The organism is Nitrospinota bacterium, assembly GCA_009873635.1.
In the GTDB taxonomy this organism is placed as follows: domain Bacteria; phylum Nitrospinota; class Nitrospinia; order Nitrospinales; family VA-1; genus LS-NOB.
The window spans coordinates 74,515-99,684 of record WAHY01000001.1 but is presented as its reverse complement, the minus strand read 5'-3'; the positions used below and the strand labels follow the sequence as shown (position 1 = coordinate 99,684).

29 protein-coding genes, 1 tRNA gene and 1 pseudogene are annotated in these 25,170 nt (G+C 43.8%); 11 read left to right on the top strand and 20 right to left on the bottom strand.

The window, feature by feature from the left end; translation table 11 throughout:
• Positions 1-536, bottom strand: a 536-nt coding sequence (locus F3741_00565; protein ID MZG29294.1) for a DnaJ domain-containing protein, incomplete at its 3' end; no start/stop codon positions are given.
• Positions 537-879: 343 nt separating this feature from the next.
• Between F3741_00565 and F3741_00560 the strand changes: the two genes are divergently transcribed.
• On the top strand, positions 880-1,065 hold the full coding sequence (locus F3741_00560; protein MZG29293.1) for a DNA gyrase inhibitor YacG: 186 nt from the start codon (positions 880-882) through the stop codon (positions 1,063-1,065).
• Positions 1,066-1,161: 96 nt separating this feature from the next.
• Here F3741_00560 and F3741_00555 read toward each other — a convergent pair whose 3' ends face one another.
• Positions 1,162-2,313 carry a VCBS repeat-containing protein gene (locus F3741_00555; GenBank protein MZG29292.1) on the bottom strand — a complete coding sequence of 384 codons (1,152 nt, stop codon included), beginning with the start codon at positions 2,311-2,313 and terminating at the stop codon, positions 1,162-1,164.
• A 121-nt stretch (positions 2,314-2,434) separates the two neighbouring features.
• Here F3741_00555 and F3741_00550 point away from each other — a divergent pair, with 121 nt between their 5' ends.
• Positions 2,435-3,142 carry a peptidoglycan DD-metalloendopeptidase family protein gene (locus tag F3741_00550; GenBank protein MZG29291.1) on the top strand — a complete coding sequence of 236 codons (708 nt, stop codon included), beginning with the start codon at positions 2,435-2,437 and terminating at the stop codon, positions 3,140-3,142.
• An 80-nt stretch (positions 3,143-3,222) separates the two neighbouring features.
• Positions 3,223-3,744 (top strand): adenine phosphoribosyltransferase, encoded by a 522-nt coding sequence (locus tag F3741_00545; GenBank protein ID MZG29290.1) that lies wholly within the window; start codon positions 3,223-3,225, stop codon positions 3,742-3,744.
• A 47-nt stretch (positions 3,745-3,791) separates the two neighbouring features.
• Here the strand turns inward: F3741_00545 and F3741_00540 are convergent, their stop codons facing one another.
• The 6 genes from F3741_00540 to F3741_00515 form a co-directional block, all read right to left on the bottom strand.
• Entirely contained in the window at positions 3,792-4,022 is a 231-nt protein-coding gene (locus tag F3741_00540; GenBank protein MZG29289.1) for a DUF4911 domain-containing protein, read from the bottom strand.
• A 48-nt stretch (positions 4,023-4,070) separates the two neighbouring features.
• The gene (gene mnmG / locus F3741_00535; protein MZG29288.1) at positions 4,071-5,927 is read right to left on the bottom strand and encodes a tRNA uridine-5-carboxymethylaminomethyl(34) synthesis enzyme MnmG; all 1,857 of its coding nucleotides are present in this window, start codon (positions 5,925-5,927) and stop codon (positions 4,071-4,073) included.
• A 46-nt stretch (positions 5,928-5,973) separates the two neighbouring features.
• On the bottom strand, positions 5,974-6,897 hold the full coding sequence (locus F3741_00530; GenBank protein MZG29287.1) for a glycosyltransferase family 2 protein: 924 nt from the start codon (positions 6,895-6,897) through the stop codon (positions 5,974-5,976).
• Entirely contained in the window at positions 6,898-8,040 is a 1,143-nt protein-coding gene (locus F3741_00525) for a glycosyltransferase family 4 protein (GenBank protein ID MZG29286.1), read from the bottom strand.
• Between the two features lie 99 nt (positions 8,041-8,139).
• Positions 8,140-8,403 (bottom strand): hypothetical protein, encoded by a 264-nt coding sequence (locus F3741_00520; GenBank protein MZG29285.1) that lies wholly within the window; start codon positions 8,401-8,403, stop codon positions 8,140-8,142.
• Positions 8,393-9,709, bottom strand: a complete 1,317-nt coding sequence (locus F3741_00515; protein ID MZG29284.1) for a sel1 repeat family protein — start codon at positions 9,707-9,709, stop codon at positions 8,393-8,395. The genes F3741_00520 and F3741_00515 overlap by 11 nt, the downstream gene beginning before the upstream one ends.
• Before the next feature lie 345 nt (positions 9,710-10,054).
• On the opposite strand from F3741_00515, the gene F3741_00510 reads away from it, so the two are divergent.
• Complete coding sequence (locus tag F3741_00510; GenBank protein ID MZG29283.1) at positions 10,055-10,621, top strand: hypothetical protein; 567 nt, start codon at positions 10,055-10,057, stop codon at positions 10,619-10,621.
• A gap of 32 nt (positions 10,622-10,653) precedes the next feature.
• On the opposite strand, the gene htpX is transcribed toward F3741_00510, so the two are convergent.
• Positions 10,654-11,559 (bottom strand): zinc metalloprotease HtpX, encoded by a 906-nt coding sequence (htpX, locus tag F3741_00505; protein ID MZG29282.1) that lies wholly within the window; start codon positions 11,557-11,559, stop codon positions 10,654-10,656.
• A 500-nt stretch (positions 11,560-12,059) separates the two neighbouring features.
• Positions 12,060-12,992 carry an aldo/keto reductase gene (locus F3741_00500; protein ID MZG29281.1) on the bottom strand — a complete coding sequence of 311 codons (933 nt, stop codon included), beginning with the start codon at positions 12,990-12,992 and terminating at the stop codon, positions 12,060-12,062.
• A 183-nt stretch (positions 12,993-13,175) separates the two neighbouring features.
• Here F3741_00500 and F3741_00495 point away from each other — a divergent pair, with 183 nt between their 5' ends.
• The 3 genes from F3741_00495 (at position 13,176) to F3741_00485 (ending at position 15,060) form a co-directional block, all read left to right on the top strand.
• Positions 13,176-13,547, top strand: coding sequence for a response regulator transcription factor (locus F3741_00495; GenBank protein MZG29280.1), 372 nt, complete (start codon positions 13,176-13,178; stop codon positions 13,545-13,547).
• Positions 13,548-13,625: 78 nt separating this feature from the next.
• On the top strand, positions 13,626-13,970 hold the full coding sequence (locus F3741_00490) for a cyclic nucleotide-binding domain-containing protein (GenBank protein ID MZG29279.1): 345 nt from the start codon (positions 13,626-13,628) through the stop codon (positions 13,968-13,970).
• Between the two features lie 238 nt (positions 13,971-14,208).
• Entirely contained in the window at positions 14,209-15,060 is an 852-nt protein-coding gene (locus F3741_00485; GenBank protein ID MZG29278.1) for a hypothetical protein, read from the top strand.
• Positions 15,061-15,285: 225 nt separating this feature from the next.
• Here the strand turns inward: F3741_00485 and F3741_00480 are convergent.
• The 4 genes and pseudogenes from F3741_00480 to F3741_00465 form a co-directional block, all read right to left on the bottom strand.
• Positions 15,286-15,609, bottom strand: a pseudogene (locus tag F3741_00480) (CBS domain-containing protein).
• Positions 15,564-15,650, bottom strand: a tRNA-Leu gene (locus tag F3741_00475). The pseudogene F3741_00480 and the gene F3741_00475 overlap by 46 nt, the downstream one beginning before the upstream one ends.
• Positions 15,651-15,734: 84 nt before the next feature.
• Positions 15,735-16,802: a flippase-like domain-containing protein gene (locus F3741_00470; protein MZG29277.1), complete on the bottom strand. Its 1,068-nt coding sequence runs from the start codon at positions 16,800-16,802 to the stop codon at positions 15,735-15,737.
• A complete protein-coding gene (locus tag F3741_00465; GenBank protein MZG29276.1) occupies positions 16,799-17,722 on the bottom strand; it encodes a bifunctional riboflavin kinase/FAD synthetase in 924 nt (307 codons plus the stop codon). The genes F3741_00470 and F3741_00465 overlap by 4 nt, the downstream gene beginning before the upstream one ends.
• Before the next feature lie 125 nt (positions 17,723-17,847).
• On the opposite strand from F3741_00465, the gene F3741_00460 reads away from it, so the two are divergent.
• Both F3741_00460 and F3741_00455 read left to right on the top strand, forming a co-directional pair.
• Positions 17,848-18,144, top strand: coding sequence for a hypothetical protein (locus F3741_00460; GenBank protein ID MZG29275.1), 297 nt, complete (start codon positions 17,848-17,850; stop codon positions 18,142-18,144).
• Positions 18,145-18,232: 88 nt separating this feature from the next.
• Entirely contained in the window at positions 18,233-18,613 is a 381-nt protein-coding gene (locus F3741_00455) for a hypothetical protein (GenBank protein ID MZG29274.1), read from the top strand.
• A gap of 1 nt (position 18,614) precedes the next feature.
• Here F3741_00455 and F3741_00450 read toward each other — a convergent pair whose 3' ends face one another.
• The 6 genes from F3741_00450 to F3741_00425 all read right to left on the bottom strand — a co-directional run bounded on the left by F3741_00450 (position 18,615) and on the right by F3741_00425 (position 23,397).
• On the bottom strand, positions 18,615-19,034 hold the full coding sequence (locus tag F3741_00450) for a DUF2231 domain-containing protein (GenBank protein MZG29273.1): 420 nt from the start codon (positions 19,032-19,034) through the stop codon (positions 18,615-18,617).
• 30 nt (positions 19,035-19,064) lie between these two features.
• On the bottom strand, positions 19,065-19,763 hold the full coding sequence (gene rlmB / locus F3741_00445; protein ID MZG29272.1) for a 23S rRNA (guanosine(2251)-2'-O)-methyltransferase RlmB: 699 nt from the start codon (positions 19,761-19,763) through the stop codon (positions 19,065-19,067).
• Positions 19,764-20,074: 311 nt separating this feature from the next.
• Entirely contained in the window at positions 20,075-21,118 is a 1,044-nt protein-coding gene (gene dusB / locus F3741_00440) for a tRNA dihydrouridine synthase DusB (protein MZG29271.1), read from the bottom strand.
• Positions 21,115-22,017 carry an RluA family pseudouridine synthase gene (locus tag F3741_00435; protein ID MZG29270.1) on the bottom strand — a complete coding sequence of 301 codons (903 nt, stop codon included), beginning with the start codon at positions 22,015-22,017 and terminating at the stop codon, positions 21,115-21,117. The genes dusB and F3741_00435 overlap by 4 nt, the downstream gene beginning before the upstream one ends.
• Positions 22,018-22,115: 98 nt before the next feature.
• Complete coding sequence (locus tag F3741_00430) at positions 22,116-22,688, bottom strand: YqgE/AlgH family protein (protein ID MZG29269.1); 573 nt, start codon at positions 22,686-22,688, stop codon at positions 22,116-22,118.
• Positions 22,689-22,776: 88 nt separating this feature from the next.
• On the bottom strand, positions 22,777-23,397 hold the full coding sequence (locus tag F3741_00425) for a hypothetical protein (GenBank protein ID MZG29268.1): 621 nt from the start codon (positions 23,395-23,397) through the stop codon (positions 22,777-22,779).
• Positions 23,398-23,839: 442 nt separating this feature from the next.
• Between F3741_00425 and hisI the strand changes: the two genes are divergently transcribed.
• Together hisI and F3741_00415 are read left to right on the top strand one after the other, a co-directional pair.
• Complete coding sequence (hisI, locus tag F3741_00420) at positions 23,840-24,211, top strand: phosphoribosyl-AMP cyclohydrolase (GenBank protein MZG29267.1); 372 nt, start codon at positions 23,840-23,842, stop codon at positions 24,209-24,211.
• 38 nt (positions 24,212-24,249) lie between these two features.
• Positions 24,250-25,128, top strand: a complete 879-nt coding sequence (locus F3741_00415) for an ATP phosphoribosyltransferase (GenBank protein ID MZG29266.1) — start codon at positions 24,250-24,252, stop codon at positions 25,126-25,128.
• The last annotated feature ends 42 nt before the right edge of the window (positions 25,129-25,170 follow it).

The following is a 25,170-nucleotide window of genomic DNA, read 5'->3' as shown; positions in this document are numbered from 1 at the left end:
AGAAAACTTCGGCAGATCATCGTTTTACCGGTTCCAACCTCTCCAACGATTTTTAAAAATCCGTTGTTTTCTTGTAATCCATAAACAAGGTGAGCTAGTACTTCTTTATGCTTGGGACTCAGATACAAGTATTTAGGGTCTGGAGTCAGATCAAAAGGTTTCTCTGAAAACCCGAAAAAATCTTGATATACGTTCTGGTGTCTGGGCTTTCTGTTATTATCCTTCACCCCGAGAAATTTGAGTGGTCCTGACTTAGAACTCTTTACTTCGTCGTCAGGATTTGCATTACCTTTTTTAACCTCAATAACCGCATCATAGGCCTCGCGCTTTTGTTTATGAGAAAGTGTATCGTAAGCCTCTTGTGCCGCTTCGATCCTGTCTTTGAGGGTAAGTTCATCCGATGAAGAAGCCTTTTCTCCCGAAGAATCAAACTGGCCGATCAGCTTTTGATATGCCAGATCAATTTCTTTCTGGGTAGCCTCAGGTTTGACACCAAGTAACTGGTAATAATCCGGTAATTGAACTTCAGTAATCATATGCGTTTCATCTCACTGGGTTGATAACCAATTTTTAACTTCTGCATGAGTTTAATGAGGCCTTCAAAGGCCACCTCAGCAAACTATTGATTTTTATTGTTTAATTTAATTTGCATTAAAAACTTTGGAAACTTCACACAAATAATATTAACTTCAATAAAAACAAAGCATTAAAAATTATCTCTAATTTCTTCAAATTTGGCCCCAACTGAATGATGGCCTATAACTCCTTAATATACAAATACTTGTTAGAAATGTAAACAAAAATCATCATCCGGGTAGAGGAGGGGATAAATCTCGCTTATACTGGTGGAAAAAATGGAGAAATTTGAGGATAAAAACCTTGGCCGAATCTTTATCAAAAGAACTCAAATGCCCTATCTGTAAAAACACCGCAGAGAAGGATAAAAGCAAAAATCCATTCCTTCCCTTTTGTTCTGAACGATGCCGGACCATCGACCTGGGTAAATGGCTTGATGGCAAATATGTCATCACCAGAGACGAACCCATTCAAGGTTCAGAACAATGAACCCGGACAGATCTGGAGATTTAGCGTTTCTCTGGCCCTACTGAAACCAAGGATAAGCTGGGGAGTCTACTACGCCTTATAGAAAAGGTCTGGTGGTCACGCATCGTTAAGCGGGGCGTTGGCTTTTCTTAAAAAAACTTCAAGAATTTGTTTCTGGTATAACACGACAACAATATCCATCATGCCATCACGATTGAAGTCCGCACCGGTGATCGATCGGGGTTGGGAGCCCACTGCATAATTATAATGTGGATATACAAACGTTCCGTCTCCCCTGCCTGGAATAACTGATATGCTCGCGCCTCTGCGATTGCACACAACTATATCGGGAACTTTGTCGCCAGTGAAGTCACCCGCAACAATATTATGCGGTCCTTTTTCCCCGGCAAAGTCTTCCAGCTTGAGGAACTCTCCTTTTCCATCACCAATATAAATGCTTAGACTGTCTTTCATAGGGCTGGAGGCGATCAGGTCCATCTTTCCATCCAGGTTCATATCATGATGTGCGATGAACGAGGATTGATTGCCACCTGATATTTTTTTTGGCGGCAGGAATGTACCGTCTCCATTGCCTAAAAACAGTTTGATATGTCTCACCTTGACAGCGTTGAGGGCCATGGCAATATCCTGATTGCCATCTTTATTATAATCATCAATGGTGATATATGCGGGTGTTGGACCAGCCTGATAAGATTCGGCAAGTTTAAAAGTGCCGTCCCCGACACCTAGAAGAATCATTAATTTGTTAAAACGTCGGGTAACAGCCAGGTCGATTTTTTCATCATTATTGAAATCCCCTGCTGCAACAGCAATGGGAAGCCTGCCAACCTTCACATCGGTCTTTAGTTTAAACAACCCGTCTTTCTGCCCAAGAATGATAGAAACATTTCCATCACCATAATTGCATAAAGCAATATCAGGGATGCCATCTCCATTAAAGTCCGCCACATCCAGAGCAAACGGCTCACGACCTGTCTCAATGGTTTGCGGGTCTTTGAAAGTTCCGTCTCCAAGTCCTTCCAGAAAATTCAGGGAATTTCCTCCAGAATTGACCACCAGTAAATCTGGGAACTCATCGTTATTCATGTCGCGGGCCAAAACCACTTCTGGTTTTTTTCCTACCATATATGAAACTGGCAGGGAAAATAAGTCTGGTGAGGGCTGGCTTTGCCCGCAACCAAACAGTAAAAGTGCCCCTGACAGGGACATCAGAATTTTTAATCTAAAAAGTACCAACCTGATCATCATGTTTTTTCCAGACTTTGAATAAGAGATTTTCCGTTTATACAGGATGCCTCGAAGCTTGTAAACGAAATTGAAAAGATGCTACAATTTTCAATAAGTTATAGCATATACAATCCTCAAAAAAATGCCCTTCCGCCATTATTTCAATTCCATTTTTTTAATCATCCTTCTATTTCTCACAGGATGTCAGAGTTTTCAATACGACCCATGGCCTGATAACGGTGAAGGTGTCTACCACACAGTACAAAAGGGGCAAACGCTCTACAGCATTGCCACGGCTTATGGTCTGGATGTAGAAGTTCTTCAGCGAGCCAATTTCATAAGAGACCCCAAAAAACTAAAAACTGGAGTCCGACTATGGATACCGGGGGCCCGCAGGGTTCTGTCGGTAAAAGTAAAAGAAAAACCTCGACCCCAAAAAAGTAAAGCGCCCCCCACAGTAAAACCGAGAAAAGGTTTTCTCATCTGGCCGGCAAAGGGAACACTCACATCACGGTTTGGAATGAGAAATGGGCGTAAACACGAGGGCATCGATATTGCCGCTCCCAAAGGGACACCTATACATGCTGCAGCAGCGGGCAAAGTGGTGTTCAGTGGTTGGGGACCCACGGGTTACGGGAAAATGGTCATCATAAAGCACAAACATCATTTAACCACTCTTTACGCACATAACTCCAAACTCATTGCAAAAAAAGGAAGTCATGTTAAGCAGGGACAAAAGGTTGCTTTGATGGGAAGCACCGGCCGGTCCTCTGGATCCCACCTTCATTTTGAAGTACGCAATGACACTCACCCAAAAGATCCTATAAAATACCTGCCTCTTAAAAGATAAGGTTTTCTTTTTTTTCAAATTTTGCTAAAAACCCAATATTGCCACTCAGGCGTAATATGAATTCTCAGGAAGGCACAAATATGGAAACTGTTAAACAAATTATCCGTGATATCCCGGACTTTCCCAAAGAAGGAGTCATCTTTAAAGATATTACACCTCTACTGGGCGACCCTGCGGCATTCTCGAAAACCATAAACACCTTGAAAGATCGTTACGCCGACAAGAGTTTGGATGCTGTCGTTGGTGTTGAAGCACGAGGGTTTGTTTTTGCCTCAGCCCTGGCCTACGCGTTAGGGACCGGAGTGGTCATGATTCGTAAACCGGGGAAATTGCCTTACAAAACTTTTTCGGAAACTTACTCCCTGGAATATGGAACGGATACTGTCGAAGTACATCAGGACGCATTCCGATCAGGACAAAATATCCTTATCATAGATGATGTCCTGGCTACTGGAGGAACACTGGCTGCAACGCTGGATCTAATAAAGAAAAATTTTAACGGTGTGAAGGTTACCGAAGTAGCTTTCATAATAGAACTGGACTTCCTGAAAGGTCGCGATAAGCTTAAAGACACTCCTCTCCACTCTATGATCCATTACTAACCAATGCTACGCTGGCAATGTCAGTTTTTTCCCTGATAAAAAGCTAACTAACTGGTTATTGCTTCGCACCTGTGGAAGGGGATTTCTTTGGACAGGGCTTCGGCTAGTATGCGGGTGTCTTCCAGATAGTCAGGAGAAATCATAAGCTCAATGAGTCCGCGGGAGGCATCAATCGTTCTCACCACAGCTAAATTATCATAGCCTTCAAAAATGCTGACAATGTACGCGATATCTTTTTTATCGACTTTGACCTGCCATTGAATAGAGTCTGTATGCATATTCAGATCTTGATTTCCAAAAAATATATATTGCGTTACAGGCAAGTCTTAATGATTAGTTTTCTCCAGCAGTAACATGATCAGGCTGATGGCAGAAGGGGTAACGCCTGAAATACGACCTGCCTGCCCCAAAGTAACCGGACGAATTTCTTCCAGTTTTTGAATCACTTCATGAGACAGTCCGGATATTCCCTTATACTCAAAACTTTCTGGTATACGGTAATGTTCCAGTTTCTTCTGCCGGGCAACCATCTGATTCTGACGGTTAATGAATCCTTCATACTTCATCCTGATCTCAACCTGCTCTCCTACCAATTGTGGAACCTCTTCACCATCGAAAGCTCTCAGCAATCTATCATGCGACACTTCAGGGCGGCGCAACAACCCTCCCAGGGTGGTGGGATTTCTTAACTCCTGAATACCAAGCCTGGACAACCTTGCAAGCGTTTCAGGATTGGGAGCAACTGGCGTCTCTTCAAGCCTTTTGATCTCCCTGTCTACCGCGCAATATTTTTCCATACACTTTGCAAGCAAGGTTTTATCCACCAGTCCCAGCTCATGCCCCTTTTGCATCAGCCGTTCATCAGCATTATCCTGCCTTAAAATTAAACGGTACTCTGCACGAGAGGTGAACATACGATAGGGTTCCTGTGTGCCTTTAGTCACCAGATCATCAATGAGAACACCAATATAACTATCCATGCGGGTTAACAAAAACGGCTTTCGGTCCTGTGCCTTCAGGGCAGCATTGATTCCTGCCATGATGCCCTGGCCTGCCGCTTCTTCGTAACCAGAAGTGCCATTGATCTGTCCCGCGTGAAAAAGACCGCTGACCCTCTTGGTCTCCAAAGACGGGGTAAGTTGCGTTGGTGGAACATAATCGTATTCTACTGCATAACCCGGCATAACTATTTCCGCCTGCTCAAGGCCCGGGATAGTTCGCACCAGCTTTAACTGTACCTCTTCATCAAGGCTGGTGGAGATGCCATTAGGATAAATCCAGTCCGTATCCAAACTCTCAGGTTCAAGAAAGATATTATGCGAATTCTTATCGGGAAACTTAACAACTTTATCTTCTATAGATGGGCAATAGCGTGGACCTACCCCATCTATCACTCCACTGTATAAAGGTGATAAATGTAAATTATCACGTATGATCTTTGCCGTTCGTTCATTCGTTGCAGTAAGATGGCAAGGAACTTGTTCTCGGTCAATAGCAGGGGTTGAAAACGAAAATGGCCGTGGCACCTCATCTCCAGGCTGGAGAACACATTGGCTGAAATCGATACTATCCCTTTTTAAGCGTGGCGGAGTTCCTGTTTTCAGGCGACCCAGTTCAAACCCGGCCGCAAGAAACGATTGCGACAATTTAGTAGAAGGCTTTTCTCCCACTCTTCCAGCCGGTCTGCTTTTCAGCCCAAGGTGTATGAGTCCGTTTAAAAATGTTCCGGTGGTGATGACCACAGACCTGGACTTGATTTCCATGCCCTTTGCTGTTCGAACACCCTTTACCACTAAATTCTCAATAACCAGTTCATCAACTTCATCAAATATCAAATCAAGGTTTGCGGTATTTTCCAGCACACGGCGCATAGCCATTTTATATTTGTTCTTGTCAGCCTGTGCACGATACCCATGAACTGCTGGACCTTTTGATGAATTCAAAACCCTGTACTGGATTCCAGTCTCATCAATCACCCTGGCCATTTCACCGCCAAGAGCATCTATTTCACGAACAATATGGCCCTTTCCCACTCCTCCAATAGCCGGATTACACGGCATCAAGGCAATTTTATCGGCCTCCAGAGTGATCATTACCGTGGAGCACCCCATACGCGCTGCGGCCAACGCCGCTTCACAACCCGCGTGCCCGCCGCCAATTACAACAACATCAGCAATTTTCATCAGATTTAAACCGGTTTATTGATCGAGCCTTCTATATTACAACAATTCAGGGTAAAAATAGAAGTTTGAGTTTGAGTCTCAGGGAATCATCAGCCCCCTGGGTGGTGGATCCCGTCAAGTGACGAAACGCAGACCGGATCAGTCCAGTTAAAAATGTTACTTTATATAAAGATTTCAAAACGATATTCCAACCCATGGAATAATGTTTTGAATAGAAATACACGTTGCTTTTATATGTTTCTACAATAACTTTTTCCCGGTGTTCCGGCTGATGTGTGCTTCTACCAAGCAGATGCTGAATCTTTGTTTCTTGAAAAAAACAGATTCGTTTCCCATATTTTCTCGCCCTGCGGCAAAAGTCATCTTCTTCGTTATATAAAAAATAATTTTCATCCAGCAATCCAATTTCTTCGAATAACTCACGCCGGGCCACAAAACAACAACCCGAAATCACCAGAGCTTCCTCCACATCCTTCATTTTTTGCAATTCATCACTTGGATTATAAAGACCCAGAATTTTCCATGCCGCGTCATAAGGGGTGTCCTCCCAGAGCCTGGTCGGGCTTGGCTGACCAGATTCGTCAATAATTCCAGGACCAAGAATTGAAAACTCCGAATGCTCCTTTAAAAACCCGCATATTTTTTTGAAACTGTTTTCAATCAGACAAGTATCAGGATTCAAAAAGGCAATAAACTTTCCTGTTGATTCACGGATACCCTGATTATTTGCGGCCGAGAAACCTTTATTAACATCGTTGCATATTAAACGAACATCAGGAAAACTTTCTGAAACAGAAACAGCGGTATCATCTTTAGAAGCATTATCGACCACAATAACTTCAAAGGAGATGTCGTTGGTTTTTTCGTAGATAGATTTTAGACAATCAAAAAGAACATCTCTCGTGTTGAAGCTGACAATGATGATTGAAAGATCAAGACCGGGCGGTTCTTTAAATAAGCGTTCCGTCATTTATATCTCATCCAGGACAGCCTGATAAATTGTTGTCATTGTTTGAGCTGACTGATCCCAGGAAAAACGTTGACGCACCACTTCTCTCCCTGCATCAGCCATAACCTTTGTCCGATCCGGATTTTCAAGTTTTTCAAGGATGGCCCTGTAGAGTGCCGGAATATTTCCCGGAGGAACCAGGGTTCCTGTAGCACCATCTTCAATAAATTCTGGAAGAGCCCCCACCCGGGTCGCTACGATGGGTAGTCCCGCCCCCATCGCCTCTGCCATTGATAAACCAAAACTCTCAATACGAGAAGGGAAAACACCTACAGCACAATTAACAATGAATTTTTGAATTTCATCAATATTCATCCATCCATGAAAAATAACTCGATCCTGTATCCCCAACTCCTTAGCCTGATTACGATAGGAACCAGTCATATTGCCTTCCCCGATCAAATGGAGCCTTACTTCGGGTATTCTGGCAGCAACTTCTCTTAATGCCCGGAGAAGTTCAGAGATACCCTTCTGCTCCTCCATCCGTCCCCATAACACCAGATCCCTGGAACCCTGATTTCTCATTTCCACTTTGAGCCAGCTGGGGTCTATTCCAGGAGGAACCACCAAAACTCTTTTTCCTTTTTTATGTCTTAAACCCTTGAGAACCAGTTTTCTTGAGAATTCACTGAAAGTAATAATTCTTGAAGCGTTGAACGCTGATGAACGCAGCAGGTAGTTATTGATATTTTTTAAAAAATTCAGCGGCCGTAACATCCCTCGAAGCAGACCCGTTTCCGGAATCATATTTGCGTGACTGGTAAACAGGTATCCAGCCCTGAAGTCCCTGGCAATTTCACCGGCAAAAAATGCCTCTTCAGCATTGCCATGTATAATGTCAAACTGCTCCCATTTCATGAGACGCTTCAAAGCCCGCGCAAAGGAAAAGATATCAAAGTTCAATGTTGCGCAATGAAAATGGGTAGCCCAATGAACGGTATACGGAGGGTTGGCTGAAAACTTTTCACCATGACTCTTAGAATAAAGCACATGGACATCATGCCCCATTCTCTGCAAAGCGCAGGCGAGGTGATGAACAGCTATTTGACCACCACCCGCAAACTCAGACCATGGAGAAGAATAAATAGTAAGACAAATTTTCATAGGGGACCAGTAAGCTACCAGTCATAAGGACAAAGCGCCGTAACAATTATGTCAAACTCAAATTAAAATGGGGCTTTATTGGAGAGATCACCACGGGATTTATTGTTTTGGTTTCCAGTTTGCAACCATCATCTGTGCTTGCTCTATTTGTTCCTGAGACATTTTCTTTTCAATCGACTGAATCTGTCTTGTAGCATCCATATGGCCCTGCAAACCAGAAAGATTGTACCACATGTGGGCCAAGACATTACTATTCGATTTTCTATCATAAAACATACCCAAGTAGTTTTGGGCTTCAGGAATCCCTCTTTCTGCATCATTCTTTAAAACTTTTAAGGTAGCGGGCAAATCTTTATTCACCATTTTGTAAATACTTATTTTCTGATTCGATTTTCAATTTCAAAGAACGCTGAAACCATTTCAAGGCTTTATTCGTATCTTCTGGTACTATCTCTCCGGAAGCATACATGAGAGCCAGATTAATTTGCGCATCGACCGCACCTTTTTCAGCGTTGTAGACCAAACGCTTCAAGACTTGCGGAATATTTTTCTTCCTAAAATTAGTCTTTACAATTTTTTTAGTATGAATTTTTGTTTCTGCTGCGGTCTTGTACCATTTCAAAGCCTTCTGTTTATCTTCTGGAACTCCTTGTCCAGTTAAATACATAACAGCCAAGTTAATTTGCGCTTCAATAATATCATTTTCAGCGTCATCGATTAATAACTTCAAGGCTTGAGGATTGTTGTTCCTTGCCCAATTATACAAAATATCTCTAGTTTCATTGTATCCTTGTTTTAAAGCAAGCTGGTACCACTTCAAAGCTTTCTGTTTATCTTCTGGAACTCCTTGTCCAGTTGAATACAACACAGCCAAGTTAAATTGTGCCATTGCATAACCTTGTTCAGCAGCAAGTTGGCACCACATTATAGACTTCTTAATATCTTGTGGAACACCGTCTCCATTTCCATACATCACACTCAAGGTGTATTGGGCCTCAGGAATACCGTTTTCCGCATCAGATTTTAAAATCTCTAAAGCTTTTGAAACATTCTTGTTTGCCAGCTCGTATATATTCTTTTTTGCTTTAAACCCTTGTTTTGCAGCAAGTTCAAACCACTTTGCAGCCTCTTTCTCATTGTGGAATCCCCCTTCTTTATTTGCATATTTCATGGCCAAATTGTATTGGGCTTTAGCAACACCTCTATTTGCATCTGCAAATAAACCTTCCAGTTCTTTAGGGATCTTTATTTTCTCCAGTTTTGACAAATGTTCTGCTGCCTCGTGATATCCTTGTTCTGTAGCGAGTCGGTACCACTTGATAGCTTCTTTGTAATCCTGCGGAACTCCTTTCCCCAGGTCGTACATAAATCCCAAAAAGAGTTGGGCTCTGGAATCACCCTGTTCAGCTGCTAACCTATACCAATTAACCGCCTCTTTATCGTCTTTTGGAACCCCAAACCCCATATCATTCATAAATCCCAAAAAAAATTGAGCTCTGGTATCTCCCTTCTCAGCTAACGGCTGCCATAACTCAAAGGCTGTTTTATAATCCTTATTTTGATACGCCTCCCAACCATTTTGAAAGTCGCGAAAAAACACTCTGGATACAATACTGAAAACAAGTAGAAAAATAAAAGCGGGGATAATTATGCGTTTGGTGACACTCATATGCCAATAAAACAGGACGAGAACTGTTTATGAAAGTGATAATGGGAAAGAAGCTTTATAAAGCATCTTAATTCTGGGAAATCAGATAAGTGCATATTCTAAAGACATCATTGCAATATTAAAATCTGTCCAAGAATTGACCATTAGCTTCATATATTTCAGGAACATGGGTTCCAAAATCAGTGTTTAAAAAACTGTTTTAGATTAGCACTTTAAACTGGAAAATACATCTCAAAACTGCTTATCTAAATATGAAGAAATTATATCTGGAAAGATTGTGGTGAGAGCTACAATATTTTTTTCTTGTTAGGTATAAATTATGGGGTTAAGCTAAAGCTATCCATTATGAAAAAAAACCAATCTAAAATCTGGCACGTTATTTTCCCTATTGCAACGCTACTGTTCTGTCTATTTGCCTCACCTGTGATTGCAGAGGAAGATCTGTTGGATAAGGAAAAATCGGACACCGCAGTTAAAATGCTGGTATTCCCAAAATCTCTCAGGGTGATAGAAAGCCTTGGGAGCATGAAGGCGAACCCCGTTTTTTCTGACCCAAAGATAATTAGAAGAACACTTTTAAAACTCGACCCGGCCAGAATCGCCCCCGCAAAACCAGGAGAACCTTTAACCGGTCCAGTGAATAGAGACAGCCTCAGCCAAATATCCAGCAAATACAATGAAGATGTGATCTTCATTTTCCGCCGAACTTTAGATAAAGGGAAAAGTTCAATCCGTCACCAGGGATTGCTCTATCTGGCCAAGCAGAAAAAAGTACTGGCTTTAAAGGAAAGCAGTGAAAGTGTTTCTGGAAGTTTGCAAGAAATCGACTTGGCTGGACTCAAGGCCCTGGCCCGGGAAGCAAAAAAAGTTCTGCACTCTTACAAATTCGAAAAACGTCAATCAGCGTATTAGTTTTTAAGAATTGAGAAGTTTCACTTCACCAATCACCATTCATAGTTCGAACGAGATGATGGCCCACCTCTGTCCGAGGATGAGAGACTTGCCACAGGCTCCACTGAAAGTTCCATTAAAGCTGAAATACGTTTTTCAATAGGTGGGTGGGTGCTGAACAAACTGGCTAAATCTTTACCGGTCAAAGGGCTGACTATAAACATATGCGCTGTCGCAGGTTCCGCTTCCATAGGAATCTTTTTGGAAAATTGATCCAGTTTAGATAAAGCAGTGGCTAACGGAGCGGGAGTTCCTATCAGCTCAGCCGCAGTCTGGTCGGCTTTATACTCCCGGGTCCTTGAAACTGCCATCTGAACCAGCATTGCTGCAATAGGCGCTAAAATCATCATGATGATCATTAGAGCCGGGTGGCCTCCTCTTTCATCATTTCTTCCTCCACCAAACAACATGCTCCATTGGGCCATATTAGCCAGCATGCTGATGGCACCGGCTAAGGTTGCCGCAATGGTTCCGATCAAAATATCTCTGTTTTTAACATGCCCGAGCTCGTGCGCCAGCACACCTGCCAACTCTTCATGATCGAGAATTTTGACGATTCCATCGGTAACAGCAACCGCCGCATTTTCCGGATTCCTCCCTGTCGCAAAAGCATTAGGCTGGTCAGAAGGTATCCTATATATTTTTGGAACGGGAATTTCAGCCCGATGAGAAAGTTCTCTTACTATATTAAAGATCTCTGGAGAATCGTATTCACCGATCTCCTCAGCCTTGTACATGGAGAGAACCATCTTATCGCTATAAAAGTATGCGCCAAAGTTCATGGCAACGGCAATTACAAAAGCCAGAATCATACCTTCTTGCCCACCAAGAGCCATTCCTCCAAAAACAAGAATTAACGTTAATCCACCTAATAATATTGTTGTTTTTATAGCGCTCACTACTGTACTCCGAACTAAAAATTTTAATCTGTGAATATATTTTTATTTTACCTGTTTTTAATTTGCGTGACTACCATTTAAAGGATTAGAAAACAAAACTCGAAATCAAAAGCCTTTAAAGGTTCAGAAATACCCATCAAAAAATTGCTCAACCAGGGAAAAAAGTATGAGCCCGACTGCCAAATTAATGGCTACTTTCTTCGGTATTGAACAGAAATAAATTTATATATTTTTATCTATTAAGGAATACTAATATGACCACCTCTATGGATCAAACAACTCTTACTCAAAGGGATAGGAAACCTAAACAATATACAAATGATTTTGAAAAGCAATTAATGGTAGAAAACTTAAAAACTGCTGTAGAGATGTACGGAAAAAAACGACTACGAGAAGGTTTTAGATCTGCCAAGAGAAATAATGCTTTCAGGTTTCATAGTTCTCCAGCAACCAACCATTAAAGCGGATATTTCCTGTTATCATCCTATACCTGCATTTCTTCATCCATGAAATAGATCGCTCTCCTCATTAAGGCGGTCCAGCTGATCCGAAGTAAGCACAATATCTCCTGCAGCACAAAACTCCTTCACCTGATCCACTTTACGTGCGCCTACCACAGTGGTGGTGATGTTCATTTGCTGTATCACCCAGGCGAGTGCCACGTTAATGGGGGCTGTCTTTATCTCTTTAGCAATTTCCTGAACCGTTTGGCGCAGACTTTGCGAATTATCTAAAGAATACTGTCTGTACAGGTGATATTCCTTGCGGATGGGTGTCTGTAATGCCTCTTCATCCAATCTACCAGCCAAGAGACCACGGGCACTGGGCGAACACGCCATGAAACCAATACCGGCATTCTCACATTTTCTTAAATGCTCTCCTTCATACTTGCGTTCAAGCAGGTTATAAGGAACTTGATTGACGGTGAACAACGAGGCGTTATCTGACATCAGGTCAATGTCTTTCGCCTTGAAATTTGAAATGCCTACAGTACGAGCCTTGCCGCTCTCTTTGAGCGCAGCCATGATGTCACACATCTTCCGGGTATTCGCAAAGGAGTCTAAATACATTCCCGGCCAGTGAACCAGATATGCATCGACATAATCCCGACCAAGATTTTTCAATGTACCTTCAAGACGCGACTGCCAGGACTCAAGTGTCATTTCAGCATCGGGGGTAATTTTTGAAATTATGAGGACATCATTTTTTCGTGAATCCAAGGCTCTACCGAGACGACGTTCAGATTCCCCGTCGCCATAAGCCTCGGCGGTATCAAACGCCAGGATTCCGCATTCCAGAGCGGTCTTCACCACCCGGTCGGCATCTTGTTCCGAACACACGTCGCCCCACTCTTTGCTGGCGGCAATCTGCATGCAGCCCAGAGTGAGGGCCGTCCACGGGATATCGAGTCCTTCAACTTTTATAGAACGCATCATTTCTCCATTTATTAGCGATGGTTAATTAATTATCATCCTGAAAAATATTTTTTATCGTGCCGGTTGTTACAAATCGCAATTGTCCAAACCCGGCTACAAGCTCAATTGATGAATGCAACACTATTCTATAATTAAAGCAGGGGTGTTTCTACGAAAAGTAGGAAAAATCATAACCAGAGTGTGTGGAGGGAATATGGCTCCTCATTCTTGGAGGAAAATCGAAGTTCAAGCCATTTCCGCACACACCCTGGCCAAATTGAGGGGCTTCCTTTTCTCTCTTACATAGTTGAAGCAGGGCATTCATATTTAAAATTCGGTTTTTCAAGCGATTGGATTGAAGCTGTAAAGCTTCTTGAGTTGGGTATTACGTACGATGCAGCTGAACTGCTGAATTTAAGTCGCCGCACTGTAAATACTCACAGGAACAATATTCTCAAGAAAATGAATTGGAGAAACAATGCTGGAATGACGTTTTATGCAATAAAGAAAAATCTTGTTCATGACCACCCCCCTTCCATTAGAAATTTCATCCATTTTATTACCCTTATTTAGTTCTATCGACTCTATTCATTTTATTAATTGTGACGATAAACTATTCACAAAAATCTATTTACTGGAGGTTTAGAGGTTATGAGGTCCATAAGAGTGAAGAAGGGGGATGTGGTTTTCGCAGAAGGAAGCATCAGCGATGCATTTTACATAATACTGGATGGGCATTTTGAAATATCAAAATTAGACTCTTTAGGAAATAAAAGATTGATCGGCACATTGAGGCCAAATGAATTTTTCGGTGAAATGGGTCTGATTACTGGTGAGTCGCGAACAGCAACTGTAAAAGCATTATCACACGGCGAACTTCTAATATTTTCACATGATGAATTCAATGATCTATTAAACAAGAAACCCAAATTCTTAAGGCCGATTTTAAGGGTCATGGCTAAACGCCTGAGTGATAGTTTGCCTCAGGCTAAATAGAAACACCTGCAACCCTGCGATCACATAATTGACTTTCAGGCATGAGGGATCTGCATGGACTTGGCATCATTTGTTCGAGACATTTCGGATTTTGTCCTGGTTATCATCGCCATTTTTATTGGAGGGTAGTATCAAAAGCTTTGTTGATATTCCAAGGTCATGTGCGATATCCTCTTCCAAAACCATCCTGCCCTTTGTAAAATAGAAAACACACCCACTTTCCTCAATGGTTTAAGGCATGAGACCCGGTATCCTCGTAAAAATCATTGCTCTGATATTCTCGCTGTCGATCTTAATCTCTTGCAGCAAGACCCGAATTTTATACAACTATTCAGATTGGTTTCTTCTCAAATGGTTCGACACCTATTTCGATCTGAACGAACCGCAACGTTCAGAACTGGAAAAGGGAATCGCCCGGTTGCTGGACTGGCACCGAAAATCAGAGTTGGCAGGAATGGCTGAACACCTTACGCAACTGAAATCCAGATATCAACGTGGACTGAAAGGGGAGGATATCGATTGGATTCGCATCGAGCATAAACTATTCTGGAACAAAATAATGGATCACGCTGAGCCGGATCTGGTCGCTTTCCTGTCTACTGTTGAAGAGAGGCAAGTGCGGCAAATGGAACAGGAGTTTATAGAAAAAGAAGATTGGTTGGTCAAGCAGGCCAAAATGACTGCCGATGAGGCTAAAGCCTCCACCCTGAAATGGTTTTATGGACTTTTAGAGAAATGGATGGGAGACCTGGAACCGGACCAGAAAGAACAGATCGCCGGTTGGGTCAAGGCAGACCTTGAGTGGACCGCAATCAAACTTGAAAACCGAAATAAATTTCAAGCCGAGCTGGCCCAACTCTTAAGATCCAAAAATAACTTAAAAGAAAAACTGCATGTCTGGATGCATCAACCCGAAACCCATTGGACTGAAGCCTTTAAAAAACAGCTTGAACGTAAGAAACAGGAATGGAAAGAAATTATTTTAAAGGTCGATGCCATCACCCTGCCTCGTCAGCGGCAGCACGCCGCCGATGAATTACAAAAATACATCGACGATTTTTTAATCCTCAGCCAACAACCTGCCAGCTGAAAGTGAACAAATTATTAAATGATGGAATCATCTTTGAATTAAGTCTTTGACAGACAAAACCCTCACAATTGAACCATTTTCAGTAATAGCAAGATGCCTGACGCGTCTGTTCTTCATAAAGTCATAAGCTGCTAAAGAAGATGTATCACTTGCCAAAGATAATATAGAGGTGGTCATCAAAACTGAAACTTTGGTGGAGTCCCGTGGGAGCTTCTGGGCAATGGCTTTTCGAATCAAGTCATTTTTTGTAATAATTCCAACATAAACTTCATCTTTTTTTACGAGCAGGGAACCAACTCTTGAAGAGTTCATTTTATTGATAACTTGTTCAATCATGCTATCAGAATCGATATAATGTGGAGGTGAGCTCATCAATTTTCCAATAGTTGTATCTTTTATCTTCGCCTCATCTAATTTGATCTCGCCCTGCCAATCTTCAGTAATTGCAGCATTAATTTTGTAAAGTGCTCTGAATAAAAGGACTATACTCCCTGATAGGGAGTTGGTGCCGAAGAGAAGACTCGAACTTCCACGTCCTTGCGGACACATGAACCTGAATCATGCGCGTCTACCAATTCCGCCACTTCGGCATACATCTGGATAAATTTGAAACCGCATTATAGCAAATTCCACCGGAATTAAAACGTCTATTAATCCCGCCCGATTCATGCCTCTTATAATTTGTGGCCTTCGATCTCGGTGTGTTCCAGCTCGGCTTCGGCTTCCTCCTCAGCTTTGATCAGCGACTGCACCGACATATGATCTTTAAAAATGAAGAACAGCCCGCCACCTATCAGCACGATGAATCCCACCGCCCAGGCCACCATGCCAAAACTGACGGCGGCTATTTCGGCTTCTCCCCGGATATCGTGAAGGGCTATCAAAACCCCGGCGTTGAACGAGCCCAGAAAACCCGGTGTGGGCAGAATCGTTATGAGTACGCAAATCATGACGGCTAACAGCAACAGGGACTCCAAACTTTTATCCTGCAGATCATAAGCAAAATATAATGGATAATAGGCCGATACTAATGCGACCCAGGTTAGCACTGAGAAAAAAACGATCTTCGCCAGCGCTCCGGAGTCTTTGATGATTTTGCACCCTAACGCAAACTCTTCGAGCATGAACAGAATTTTCTCCCGCCATTTTTCCGGGATGGGTTTCACCAGCCAGCCGACCCAGCCTTTAACCAGTTTTTCTTTATAAGCCAGTAAAAACATGAAACAGAGCAAACCCATAACGACGATCGCGCTGAACTTTCCGAATCCTGACACCATGGTTTGAACGGACAACCCGGAAAAGGTGAGTTGCGGGTCAAACAAATCTGTATGGAACACAAAGACCCACACGAACAATATCAGCAGGATGACCAGGTCGAACAATCGCTCGACAATGATGGTCGAAAACGATCCCGCGAAAGTGATTCCGTGCTTTTTTCCGACTAAATAGGCGCGGAGGAACTCCCCCGCCCGCGCGGGTAATATGTTTCCCATAAACCCGATCATAAGCGGTGCATAAATTTCTTTAACTGAAATTTGTTTGAACGGTTGAAGCAGAACCTGCCAGCGGTAGGCACGGGTCACATAACTGATCATGGTGAACCCCAATGCGGGCAGGATATAGATGAAGTCAATATCTTTGAAAGAGTCAAGCAGTGCGTCCACTGATACATTGCGCAGGGTGTAATAGAGCGCGACGGCGGCTATGGCGAGTCCGATTAATAGTTGTCGGGTTTTTTTCAATGTTTCAGTATTTCCCTGGCTTTATCAATGTCCTGTTTAATCTGAACGACCAGATCGTCGGCAGACTTGAAAGTTTTTTCGCTGCGAATACGTGCCACGAACTGGACTTCAATTTCATGGTTGTAGATCACCTGGTTGAAGTCAAAGATATGCACTTCCACGCTCAACCGGTCGCGGTTGAAGGTGGGGTTGAACCCGATATTCGCGACCGCATCATGAGCGTTATCTTCATGAACCACGCGAACCGCATACACCCCTGTGCCCGGTATCTGCACCTTGGAAGTGTCTATATTGGCGGTCGGGAACCCAATGGCCTGGCCGGTTTTATAACCGGAAACAACCGGGCCTGTTATGGAATAGTCGCGGCCCAGGAATTGACTGGCCGCCTCCACCTCTCCCGATTCGATCAGTTCCCGCACATGAGAACTGCTCACCGTTTGACCGTTGACCTGGAAAGGATCGACCACATGCACCTTGAACCCAAACTCTTCGCCCATCTTTTTAAGGTAGGGAATGGTTCCCTCCCTGCCACGTCCGAACGCGTAGTCGAATCCGACCACCACCTCCTTCACCCCTATTTTTTCGAAAAGGATATTTTTTGAAAAATCCCGCGGTTGCTGGTCGGCAAATTTTCGGGTGAAGTCGGCGCAAATGACCAGGTTGATTCCAAACGATTCTATCAACTCCATCTTTTTCTTGAAGTGGGTCAATAGGGGAGGGACTTTTTCCGGCGCAATGATTTTCAAGGGGTGCGGTTCGAAGGTGAACGCGATGGAGGTGCCCTCATTCTCCGTGGCGAGCTCCGCCGTTTTGCGGAACAGGGCCTGATGACCCACATGCACTCCATCAAAATTGCCTATCGCTATTACAGGATAGGGAATCGGACCGGTTATATTTTTTGTGCCTCGAATAATTCTCATAAACTCACCCTATACTACCCCAAACCACCTATTATTCAAGGTTCGTGGTGAACTAAAACACGATGCATTTATGCCTGTAATCTGTTAGAATGGTTTTTCTCAGGACAAGATTAGGGAGCACAAGAATGTTTGATATCGGATTTTTTGAACTGATGATAATATTGGGCATCGCCGTTGTGGTGATTGGTCCGCAAAATCTTCCCAAACTCGCAAAAGCCATTGGTAAAGGCTGGGGTGAGTTTCAGAGGACATTCAGCGGCCTGAAACAAGAGGTCATGGATGAGGCGGAAGGTCTCAAGCAAACCGTCAACATGGATTCTTTGGAACAGGATATCAGTGCCGCTACAAAAGTTGATGTGGATGTCAACCTGACAGAAGCCGACCTCGATATCGCAGGCGACCTGAGAAAAAAAGAAACCTAGGCGTCGAGCCAACGAACGATAGCACAAACAAATCCTTTTGGCTCTGCTTGGAGAGTCTTCCCCGCTATCAGCCAAATCAAGAACTCCAATGATCAGTTCTGTATCGTTTCACCCTTTTATTTCTCATTTTCCCCCTGCCTTATTCGTTGCAGGGTTGGCCCTGCTTTTTTTAGCCCGCAAAAAAAATGATGACAAACTAAAAGCCGCGGGTGCGTTCAACCTGAGCCTGGGTCTGTTCGCTTCGGTTGTTGCCGATTTTTCGGGAATGGTCTCCGTGGATATCAACCTTCTCGCGGTTGTAGATGTTGAAGGGCATCAGGGCTATTCGTTTTTGTTTACCATTTTATATGGATTCTCCACGGGCTACGCCTACACCAATACCTTTTCGAGAACCGCTATCGGCTTTTACTCAGCCGGACTCCTGGCAATGGGCACCTGCCTGTTTTCCGGTTACAGCCTGGTCTTCTAGCTTAATGTGTGGAAACCCCGAAACGGTGAACCAGCTCACCTCCAAAGTAGCCCGTGCCGAGAACACAAGCCCCCCCAACGGCAATGATCAATAAATATAAAACCCTGCCCCAGGTTTGATGAAAATATCTGGCAACAATAATGGCTGTAATGTAGACACCTGTAGTGGTGAAGGCGAACAACAAATGACGGGATAAAAAGTCACGGAACTTTTCGGTATTTTCCAGGCTGAGCATGCCAAGAAAGCCGACCAGCAAAACGGGGAACAGGCACCAGAACCCAAAGCGGGTGTTAAACCGGCCCGCGGTTTTTGCCACCTCATCGTTGCGCAGGGATCCATAAATTTCAAAAGCCACTCCACTTGCCAATAACCCTACTGGGAAGTGAACGATCATGGGGTGGAGTTTGGCGAAGAATGTCATGAAGTAATGTTTAGAAAAATAAAGAATCCGCTAACTTTTATTTGATCGAAGCCGGTCGATTTCGGCAAGAATAATTCCCGCCGCTACGGATACGTTGAGGGATTGCAAGGCTCCCTTTCCCGGAATCTGAACCACCTTGTCACATTTTTGTTTGACCCGGTTTGAAAGCCCCTCCTGCTCATTACCCATCACCACTACAGCGGGAAATTTTATCTTTACATCGAAGAGAGTTTCTTTTGCGTCCGTGTCAGCCCCTACTACAAACCATCCCTGTTCCCTGCAGTCTCTCAAGGCGGATGGCAGGTCTGTGCAGCTGAATACCGGGACCTCTTCGAGTCCGCCTTCCGCCATTCGCGCGGCAGAAGATGGGATCGCCTTTTTATCTCCGGGAACGATTAAGCCCTCCACACCAAAATAGGCGCAGGTCCGCAAAATCGCTCCCTGATTATGTGGGTTATCAATATTGTCTAACGCAACGACAAGCCCCTGTTCAGACATTTTGCCTCTGATCAAACGATGAACCGATTCAGGCAAGATCGGTTTGACGACCATGACCACACCTTCATGGTGAACCCCTGACGCTACTTTATTGAGAGACTCCTGATCCAACACGCGGTAGGGAAGTTTATTTTTTCCACAATAAGCTTTGACCTCTTTCAATTCAGAGGATCGTGCACGGCTGAAAAATACACGCAAGAGACTTTCCGGTCTTGCCTTGAACGCGCTCATGCAGGAATTCCATCCGTAGAGGGTATACTCTTCCTGCTTCTTATACTTCTTGCGCACACTATCTGGACGCGTTTTCTTGAAAGTAGTTTTTTTCTGATTCAATGATAGTTCTCTGAAAAAGGGTTCGTTTCATTCGACAAACTCAGCATGACAAGCCAACCCCAGAGGGTTCTATTCGCCACCCGCCGCTGACCGGGGCCCCACGGCGAGTGCCCCCTTTGCAGGGGAGGCCACAGGAAATAGCTGATTGAGCGGCCAGCTTGTTTTGCTCGCCAACCAGAGTCATTGCACATTGCCCCCACGGCGAGTGGTTAGCCGTGTCCACCCATCATGAACGCCTCATTATCTTCGAATCGAGGAGGGGGAAGGTGTTGAACCTGGCTGAAAAATTCTTCTGCCTGATGCATGACTTCTGAAGCAGTTTGGCATTCGAACATTTTTTTTCGAAACTTAGCCGCACCGGGATAACCAAACACCAGCCAGGACGCAAACTTGCGCAAAAAAATGAGGGTGGATCGTATATCGTAGTTTTCCTGCAATCCGGTCAAGTAGCGTTTGAGAAGTTCAAAGTTGGCACGCTCAACTGAAACACCGGCGCATTCCTTAAAAATCCATGGATTTCTTAATGCACCACGACCGATCATCACGGCGTCCACTCCTGATTCCCGCAACCTTTGTTTTGCCTGATCCGCACTGCGGATGTCGCCATTGCCAATGATTGGCAGTTTAGCCCTTTGCTTGACTTCCGCAATGAGATCCCAATCCGCTTTACCTTCATAACCCTGAGCTCGAGTGCGACCATGAATGGCCACCCATTCGCAGCCAGACTGATAAGCGGCCTCGACACATTCGTGAATGGTCAGCTCGTTTTCATTCCACCCTGTTCTCATCTTTACGGTGAGAGGCAGACGGATGCCTTTTTTAATCGTTGTCAGGAAAGATTCCAGATGAACCGGATCACGCATCAACGCCGCCCCGCATCCTTTTTTAATCACTTTTTTTACCGGGCAACCCATATTGATGTCGACAAAATCGGCACCGGTTTCTTCAACAGCACTCACCGCCTTGACAATGTCTTCTGCCGACTCGCCGAAAAGCTGTATTCCCACAATGGTCCCGGGGTTTTTATGGATGCGCATCATTTTCCGGGTCTTTTGAGAATTGAAAAAGAGTCCTTTTGCCGACACCAGTTCTGAAATCAAGACACCGGCTTGCATTTCATCCATCAACTGGCGAAAACAAACATCGGTGATTCCCGCCATCGGTGCCAGCCAATACGAACTTCGGGCGCGTGTTATCAATGATTGTTGCCCCAATGGAGCGTCAGAAAGAAAAGGCGACGGCATTAAGTTCATAAGTTTTCCAACCCTGAACAATAAGAATGAAAATGAGGAGGAGGGGGTGCCTTAAACTCAAAATAACGGTCGAAACATTGAAAACTCAACGTCCAGGCGTGGAGCCCATACTCATAAGTTTCACTTTCTCCTTCACCATAGATCTCGTCATTTAAAATTGGCAGACCATAATTGGATAAATGCACACGAATCTGATTGGTTCTGCCAGACAAGGGAATCACTTTCAAAATTGAATGAGTATCGTTAGAGGCTAACCATTCCACTTGTGTGATTGCAGATTGTGGCTTTAAGATGCCCTCACCCACGCCCCGTTTGGCCCCGGCACGCACCCCTATCGGCTCATTTAAAGTGAACCTTTTCTGTTCGGGTTTTCCTTTTACCAGAGCAAGGTATTCTTTTTTTATCCGTTGCTTCTTGAATTCTTTCATTATAAAACCCGCTGCCTGCTTAGAACGGGCAAACACAATCAATCCTGTGGTCGTTGCGTCCAACCTCTGCACAGGACGCGGGATCTCTTCAGGATACATTTTCCGCAGGACTTCGGTCATGCTGTTTTGAAAATATCTTCCACTCGGATGAACCGGAATGGGTGCCGGCTTATTGAACACACGGATATGCCTGTCTTCATAAACAACCTTCAGCCTGCGGTCTGCCGGAGGTTCCTGACGAACACCCGCATTAGTGATGATGCGGTCTCCCTCACTGAGAACATTTCCCGGCAAAGCTATTTCACCATTTAACAGGATATCACCGTTCAAGATCTGCTCAATCCAGGCTTCCCGTGTTTGATAAGGAAAGCGTGATGAAAAATATTCTTCCACGGCAACACCGTGGTATCGAGGTGGAATGGTGGATTTATAAATTTGTTGAGATGCAGGAGGTTGATAAAGCATTTCCACCGGGCCACGCCCGGAAGAAATTGGCAAAAACTTCTTAAGCCGCATACATACCCCGCTCGCAAAAAAAAGTCATTGCTCATTGCCCCCACGGCGAGTGGTTAGTTCCATTGAGGGTTAACAGGAGCTTTGATCAGGTATTCATAATCTTTGCCCATGGACTTTACGGCACTTGCCCAGATTTCATCTTCATTTTCCTGAAAAATATATTCGCTTTGGGCTTCACAAGTCAACCAGCTTAGCCGAGTCATCTCTCCTGCAAGCTGACCGGCCCCCCAACCCGAATAGCCCAAATAAAACCTGATGTTTTTTTCCGGCTCTTCCAGGCGTGTCATTAAATTATCGAGAAGTTCCCAACTCATCCCCAGGTAGACATCATCACAAATAACATCTAACTCCGGCAAAGGAGTTTTTGAGTGGCACAGATAAAATACTTGAGAGGGAGATACAGGACCGCCAATGTATATTTTACCTGAAGGGGAATCTGGAACTCCCATCTCCGCAAAAATTTCGTTCGCATTTACAGGAGCTGCCCGGTTAATCACCAAACCAAAAGAACCCTGATCATCATGATTGCACAGCAATACCACCGTCCGGGAAAAATTAGGATCCGGCAAAACAGGATTGGCAATCAGGAAATGGCCCTTGCCATATTCTTTATTGGCTTCTGACATAGTGATTCATATCCAAAAATGAATAGAATTGGTCTGGTAAAAATAAAATTTCATGTTCACTAATGCTCGCTAGCTGCACAGCCAGCAATTACAGGTTGAGGGACTGGAGTTTTTTAAAATTAGGACCGATCTTCGCTTCTTCTTTTCCCTCAGTAGAAGAAAAATTATTATCCAATGCGATACTGACCAACTCAGGGAATTTTTTCGACTGAGAAAGGGCCAGAATGCCTTCATCCCCTATTTCGTTCTGAGCCAGATCCAGGTCTTCAATTTTTTCCAACTGGTTCTCATTGGCAAAAATAATAGCCCCCTCATCTTTGAGGTAATTTCTGTAAAGATTAAGAGATTTGACTTTTTTCAACACACTTGAATTAATCAGGGAACGTATTCCCTCGGGCCCTATATCGTTTCCACCAAGTTCCAACCAGTTGACTTTTGAAAATAACTCAGCTTCAGCCAATAACTTGGCTCCCGCATTGCCAATTCGGTTACCCCCCAGATTCAACCTTCGCACTTTTGCCACACGTTCATCCCGGCAAATTACCGTCATTCCATTTTGGCCAACGCAATAACCCTTCAAGCTCAAGTCTTTACCGTCTGGCGAAAGCGTTTCTGAGATTATTTTTTCCATAACTTCCCGGAGTTTTTCGCCCGTGTAACTACATGGTTCTGCAGGTTTATAAATTTCAAAATGAGTGATAGAAGGCATAAGATCTCTTTAAATAAGAATTAATCGTGCAAATCCCAAAAAATTAATGGTGAAATGCCACAAAACAATTAAAAAAATCAACTAATTCGATTTCAAACAGGCTATTATAAGGTTGACATAAAATCAATTATAATTTAAATTTTCCAGTTTCACCCACTAGTCAAATTTAGCTATGGCCTGTGGAGCCACTTAAACGCTTGCCAGCAAAAAAACATTACAATTTGCCTGTGGATACTTATATCTGGTTTGGGAGGCCTTGATAATGAGCCCTTATTCTTCGCCTATATAAACCAACTCAGGTGGTTGAAATTAACCCTTGGTCCTTGAAGTGCGGGAATCTGACCTTTGAAACACAATGCTTCAAGGCTAAATAATTTACTTATTGTTTTAGCGTTATGCTGGTCTGCGGAGATTATCCGCTTAACATATTGGAGAAGTTTTCATGAAATTGGATTTTGACAAAATGGGCGGTCTTGTTCCAGCCATTATTCAGGACGCAGAAACCGGAAAAGTCCTGATGCTTGCTTATATGAACACCATTGCCTGGGAAAAAACTCTGGAAACGGGCAAAGCCTGGTTTTATAGCCGATCACGTGATAAACAATGGATGAAAGGCGAGGAAAGTGGGAACGTGCAAATCGTTAAGGAAGTATTTGTCGATTGCGATGACGACACGGTTCTCCTGAAAGTTGAGCAGGTAGGTAAAGCCGCCTGCCATAAAGGATATACCAGTTGTTTTTTCAGGAAAGTCAATGGTGACGTAAAAATCATTGAAGAGAAAGTTTTCGATCCAGATAAAGTATATAAAAAATAATTTACCTCTAAAATAATTTTTCAGAAAGAAGCCAATCAATGAGTGGTAACGTATTAAAACTAGGAATTCCAAAAGGAAGCTTGGAAGAAGCAACTGTAAAACTTTTCGCAAGAGCCGGTTACAACATCACTATCAAGAGCAGGTCCTATTTTCCCAGCATTGATGATGATGAAATCGAATGCATGTTGATTCGGGCCCAGGAAATTGCCCGTTATGTGACAGATGGGGTGCTGGATGCAGGCCTGACTGGCAAAGACTGGATTCTGGAAAATCGCGCCGATGTTGAAGAAATCGCTCCTCTGGTTTATTCAAAAGTTTCTGCCAGGCCGGTTCGCTGGGTGCTTTGTGTTCCAAATGATTCCTCTGTTCAATCCGTCAAGGACCTGCAAGGCAAACGCATTGCCACCGAAGTGGTGAACCTGACTACCGATTGGTTGAAAGATAAAGGCGTAACAGCGAATGTCGAGTTTTCCTGGGGGGCTACAGAGGTTAAAGCTCCTAAACTGGTAGACGCGATTGTAGAGGTTACAGAAACCGGATCATCTCTTAAAGCTAACAACTTGCGGATTGTAGATACCCTTATGGAATCAACAACCCGATTTATCATGAACAAGCAATCTGCTCAGGACAAGTGGAAAAAAAATAAAGTGGATCGCCTTGTCATGATGTTGCAGGGAGCCATGGCCGCAAATGGACGAGTGGGATTGATGCTGAATGCTCCAAAAAGCAGCCTTGACGCAATTATGAAAACTTTTCCTCCCGGGAAAAAGCCCACCATTTCCGAACTCAGTGACAAGGGTTGGGTAGACGTGAATGTAATTCTGGAAGAAAAGCTTGTGCGAGATATCGTTCCGGATCTTAAAAAAGCCGGCGCAGAAGATATCGTAGAATACCCCTTAAACAAGATCATCCACTAACCGGCCTGCTGCCGGTGGCAGATAGTATGGATTCATAAAACT

Excerpts from the sequence above, each read along its gene's own strand:
- F3741_00555 (MZG29292.1), bottom strand. The coding sequence starts at position 2,313 with ATGATGATCAGGTTGGTACTTTTTAGATTAAAAATTCTGATGTCCCTG.
- F3741_00550 (MZG29291.1), top strand. The coding sequence starts at position 2,435 with ATGCCCTTCCGCCATTATTTCAATTCCATTTTTTTAATCATCCTTCTA.
- F3741_00545 (MZG29290.1), top strand. The coding sequence starts at position 3,223 with ATGGAAACTGTTAAACAAATTATCCGTGATATCCCGGACTTTCCCAAA.
- F3741_00540 (MZG29289.1), bottom strand. The coding sequence starts at position 4,022 with ATGCATACAGACTCTATTCAATGGCAGGTCAAAGTCGATAAAAAAGAT.
- mnmG (MZG29288.1), bottom strand. The coding sequence starts at position 5,927 with ATGAAAATTGCTGATGTTGTTGTAATTGGCGGCGGGCACGCGGGTTGT.
- F3741_00530 (MZG29287.1), bottom strand. The coding sequence starts at position 6,897 with ATGACGGAACGCTTATTTAAAGAACCGCCCGGTCTTGATCTTTCAATC.
- F3741_00525 (MZG29286.1), bottom strand. The coding sequence starts at position 8,040 with ATGAAAATTTGTCTTACTATTTATTCTTCTCCATGGTCTGAGTTTGCG.
- F3741_00520 (MZG29285.1), bottom strand. The coding sequence starts at position 8,403 with ATGGTGAATAAAGATTTGCCCGCTACCTTAAAAGTTTTAAAGAATGAT.
- F3741_00515 (MZG29284.1), bottom strand. The coding sequence starts at position 9,709 with ATGAGTGTCACCAAACGCATAATTATCCCCGCTTTTATTTTTCTACTT.
- F3741_00510 (MZG29283.1), top strand. The coding sequence starts at position 10,055 with ATGAAAAAAAACCAATCTAAAATCTGGCACGTTATTTTCCCTATTGCA.
- F3741_00500 (MZG29281.1), bottom strand. The coding sequence starts at position 12,992 with ATGCGTTCTATAAAAGTTGAAGGACTCGATATCCCGTGGACGGCCCTC.
- F3741_00490 (MZG29279.1), top strand. The coding sequence starts at position 13,626 with ATGAGGTCCATAAGAGTGAAGAAGGGGGATGTGGTTTTCGCAGAAGGA.
- F3741_00485 (MZG29278.1), top strand. The coding sequence starts at position 14,209 with ATGAGACCCGGTATCCTCGTAAAAATCATTGCTCTGATATTCTCGCTG.
- F3741_00465 (MZG29276.1), bottom strand. The coding sequence starts at position 17,722 with ATGAGAATTATTCGAGGCACAAAAAATATAACCGGTCCGATTCCCTAT.
- F3741_00460 (MZG29275.1), top strand. The coding sequence starts at position 17,848 with ATGTTTGATATCGGATTTTTTGAACTGATGATAATATTGGGCATCGCC.
- F3741_00455 (MZG29274.1), top strand. The coding sequence starts at position 18,233 with ATGATCAGTTCTGTATCGTTTCACCCTTTTATTTCTCATTTTCCCCCT.
- F3741_00450 (MZG29273.1), bottom strand. The coding sequence starts at position 19,034 with ATGACATTCTTCGCCAAACTCCACCCCATGATCGTTCACTTCCCAGTA.
- rlmB (MZG29272.1), bottom strand. The coding sequence starts at position 19,763 with ATGAGCGCGTTCAAGGCAAGACCGGAAAGTCTCTTGCGTGTATTTTTC.
- dusB (MZG29271.1), bottom strand. The coding sequence starts at position 21,118 with ATGAACTTAATGCCGTCGCCTTTTCTTTCTGACGCTCCATTGGGGCAA.
- F3741_00430 (MZG29269.1), bottom strand. The coding sequence starts at position 22,688 with ATGTCAGAAGCCAATAAAGAATATGGCAAGGGCCATTTCCTGATTGCC.
- F3741_00425 (MZG29268.1), bottom strand. The coding sequence starts at position 23,397 with ATGCCTTCTATCACTCATTTTGAAATTTATAAACCTGCAGAACCATGT.
- hisI (MZG29267.1), top strand. The coding sequence starts at position 23,840 with ATGAAATTGGATTTTGACAAAATGGGCGGTCTTGTTCCAGCCATTATT.
- F3741_00415 (MZG29266.1), top strand. The coding sequence starts at position 24,250 with ATGAGTGGTAACGTATTAAAACTAGGAATTCCAAAAGGAAGCTTGGAA.